This is a genomic window from Paratractidigestivibacter sp. (assembly GCF_052362415.1).
Lineage (GTDB): Bacteria > Actinomycetota > Coriobacteriia > Coriobacteriales > Atopobiaceae > Paratractidigestivibacter.
In genome coordinates, this window is sequence record NZ_DAWEMK010000057.1 from 5,778 (window position 1) to 9,529 (window position 3,752).

The following is a 3,752-nucleotide window of genomic DNA, read 5'->3' on the forward strand; positions in this document are numbered from 1 at the left end:
TCCTCCTGGTCGGGCATGATGTCGATGACGGGGTACTTGCAGTCGGGCTCGAACTCGGCCGACGTCGCGCCCTCCATGCCGCAGACGTTGCGGGCGAACTCACAGACCGCGACCTGCAGGCCGAGGCAGACGCCGAGGTAGGGAACCTTGAGGGTGCGGGCACGGTGGGCAGCGGCGATCTTTCCCTCGATACCGCGCAGGCCGAAGCCGCCGGGCACGAGGATGCCGTCGGAGTCGCCGAGGATCTGGTCGATGTTCGTCTCGTCGAGCTCCTCGCCGTCGACGAGCTCGATGTTGACATGGCGGCCGAAGGCGACGCCGGAGTGGTGGAGCGCCTCGATGATGGAGAGGTAGGCATCGGGCAGCGCGGTGTACTTGCCGACGACCGAGATCTTGGTCACGTCGGTCTTCGCGTTGGCGGCGTGCATGCGGCTCGTGAAGTCGTACCAGCCGCTCATGTCGCTCGTGCGCGGGTCGAGGCCGAGGCGCTCGCAGACCTTGGTGTCGAAGCCCTGCTCGGCGAGGTGCGCCGGGACGTCGTAGATGGACTTGCAGTCGGAGTTCTCGAAGACGCAGGTGGGGTCGACGTCGCAGAAGCTGGCGATCTTTGCGCGGATGTCCGCGTCGACCTCGTGGTCGGAGCGGCAGACGATGAAGTCGGGCTGCAGGCCCATGGAGCGCAGCTCGCGCACGGAGTGCTGGGTCGGCTTGGTCTTGACCTCGTGGGCGGCGGCGATGTAAGGCACCAGGCTCACGTGGATGAGGACGCAGTCGGCGAGGCCCTTCTCTTTGCGGAACTGGCGGATGGCCTCGACGAACGCCTGGCCCTCGATGTCGCCGATGGTGCCGCCGAGCTCGGTGATCACGACGTCGGCGCCGGTCTGCTCCTCGATGCGGAAGAACCGGTCCTTGATGGCGTTGGTCACGTGCGGGACGACCTGGACGGTGCCGCCGAGGAAGTCTCCCTGGCGCTCGCGGGCGATGAGGCTCTGGTAGATGGCGCCGGTGGTGAAGTTGGAACCGCGGGTGAGGTTCTCGTCGATGAAGCGCTCGTAGTGGCCGAGGTCGAGATCGGTCTCCTTGCCGTCCTCGGTGACGAAGACCTCGCCGTGCTGGAACGGGCTCATCGTGCCGGGGTCAACATTCAGGTAGGGATCGGCCTTCTGCATCATGACCTTGTAGCCGCGGGACTTGAGCAGGCGGCCGAGCGAGGCGGCCGTGATGCCCTTGCCGAGGGACGATACGACGCCGCCGGTCACGAAGATGTGCTTTGTCATGTTGGGGGGACCTCCCGTAGTCCGAGTGGGTGTCACTTCTTCTACGGGTTTTTAGTCTACGCCCGCTCAGATACCGATGAGGGCGTGAATCTTGCCGCTCACCGAGTCGTAACAACTTCAGGGCGCGGGCTCCGCGCCGATGGACCGCCGTAGCAGCCCCTCTTTATAAAGTAATTCCGGCGGCAGGCCCCTCCTCCATAGAGAGACCTGCCGCCGGAAAAGACGTCGCCGCTTCGGGCGTCGCCTGGATGGTTTGGCGGCTACCGGTACTGCTGAAGCGTCGGGACCGAGCTCACGGCGAGCTCGCCGCTCACGCTGGCCGGCAGCACGACATCGTAGGAGATCGTGGCGGGCTGGCCGGGATAGAGCGGGTTGGACGGGCGCGGCCACACGGGGTCGCCGGAGACGTCCTGGGTGTAGGTCACCTGCAGGCCGCGGTACTCGGTCGTCGAGAAGCTCGCCCCGTTGCTCGCCTGGAGGTTCTGGATGGTCCCTCCCGCGGGCGCATAGAGGTAGATGAACGGCTCGTAGTAACCCGAGGACTTGTCGATGCCGCCGAGGATGTAGTCCCCGCCGGTCGCGAGCTCGTCCTGCGTGAGGTAATTCTCGAGCGTCGTGGTCACATGGTAGGTACGGGTGCCGTCCGCGGCCTTCTGGACATCGCCGACCTGGGTGCTCATGCCGAACCACCAGCCGATCTTGGAACCGAACCAGATGTTAGCGAAGACCCCGAGGGTGGGCTGCTGCTGCGTCGAGGCGTCGAGCGTGCCGGTGACGCCCATCTTTTCCATGGCGGACTGCTCGTTCGAGTCGGCCATCCAGATCAGGACTTCGCGGTCCTTGGCTCCGTCCATGAGCACGGTCGCGAGCTTGGACAGGGTATCCGAGTTGAAGTTACCGAGCACCTGGTCGAAGGTGAGCTTCGCCGCCTCAGCGAAGAGCGCGTCGGTGATGTCGCCGCCAAGGGCCATGTTGTCGCCCGCCGAGAGGTACTTCCAGTACAGGTCGTGCTCGAGCACCTTGGTCGCGTTCGTGCCATCGAGCTCGGTACCGTCCGACAGCGTGACCGAGGTCCCGAGGGCGGCCAGCATGCGCTGGACGACGCTCGGGGTGATGGACACGACGCCGTCGAGGTGGCCGCCGTTGCGCTCCTCATATGAGGCCGCCCAGATCCCGCCGACACGCGAGAAATCGGGATTGAAGCTGTTGTCCCAGGAATAGCGCGTGTAGTCGTAGAAGAGCGCATGCTCCTCGTCCGTGATGCCGGCGGAGGAGGGGGTGTCCTCGTTCAGCACGTCATAGACCTTGGCAAAGTCGCCGAGCGAGATGTGCCCATTGCTGATCGAGAGCGTTCCGACCGAGCCGGGGAAGCCGTCGGAGGCGCGCAGCTCCGCGGTGTTCTGCGCAGCGAGCATGTAGGTGCGATCGCCGTTTGCGCCGAGCAGGTTTCCGGCGACGGGGGCGAGCGTCGCCGCGGACTGGAACATGTCGTTCACGCCGTCGAGCTTCTCTCGAGCGGGCTGGATCATCGACTGGAGCTTCTCGATGTGCATCTCGGGCAGGGAGTCCAGGGAGTCGGTGCACCGCTGCATCACGGGAGCCGTTTGCTCGACCGCGGAAAGAAGCCCGCTCAGCGACTGCACATCGATGGTGCCGTCGCTGACGAGCGAGTCGACGGGGGTCTGCGCGAGGGCGTCTGTCAGGGGAACGAGGGCGTTGGTCGAGGCGTCCTGGAGCACAGAGGCGACGGTCCGCACGGCGCTCACGTCGCCGCCGACGACGGGAAGCGCGCTCGCGAACGACCAAAGCGGAGACTGCAGCGACCCGTTCATCTGGGCCGCGACGTTCTGGAGCTCCTGCGCCGAGGCGGAGGCGGCGGCAAAATCCTGCGACTCGATCGCCGACTGGACGGCGTTGACCTCGGAGAGCGCCGAGGACGCTTGGGTCTTGAGGCCGGAAGCCGAGCTCGCGAGCGCGGCTGCGCCGGCGGCCGAGAGAACCACGAGCACGCCGACGACGCCGAGGGCTATCTTGAGGCCTCTGTGCTTGTGACGACGGTGCTTGTGGCGGATGAGCTGGTCATCAGAGCCGGAGCCGACGGGAAAGTCGACATAGACGGGGGTCGAGTGCGGAGCGGGCTCCGAGTAAGGGTTGGGGCCAGAGAAAGGCTCAGGGCCGAAGCCGTCGTTACCGTTGTCGGACGAGGGGTTGTTGCCGAGCTCGTCAGAGGGCATCGCCCCGTCGACGGGCTCGGAGTTCTTGAAGTGCTTTGCCATGCGGCTCCAATCACAGAGCAGGCGAACGCGGATACATATTCTTTGGATTATAGAGCAGCGGCGCAATGCACCCATAAAGTGCATACCCCCTCCCCGGGCGGTTATCGAGCGGGATGCGTCGCCGATCGCCCGCGCCGCCGATTCCGCGGCACAAAGAAAGGCGGGCGCCGGTGAGGCGCCCGCCCTGAGGTGGGGGCTC

2 protein-coding genes are annotated in these 3,752 nt (G+C 65.8%); both read right to left on the reverse strand.

The annotated features are described in order from the left end of the window. Positions 1–1,277 (reverse strand): CTP synthase (locus ACT84W_RS06790; protein ID WP_444328658.1); only part of this gene is annotated, 1,277 nt, incomplete at its 3' end. A gap of 260 nt (positions 1,278–1,537) precedes the next feature. After that, on the reverse strand, positions 1,538–3,553 hold the full coding sequence (locus ACT84W_RS06795) for a DUF4012 domain-containing protein (RefSeq protein WP_444328659.1): 2,016 nt from the start codon (positions 3,551–3,553) through the stop codon (positions 1,538–1,540). Positions 3,554–3,752 lie beyond the last annotated feature (199 nt).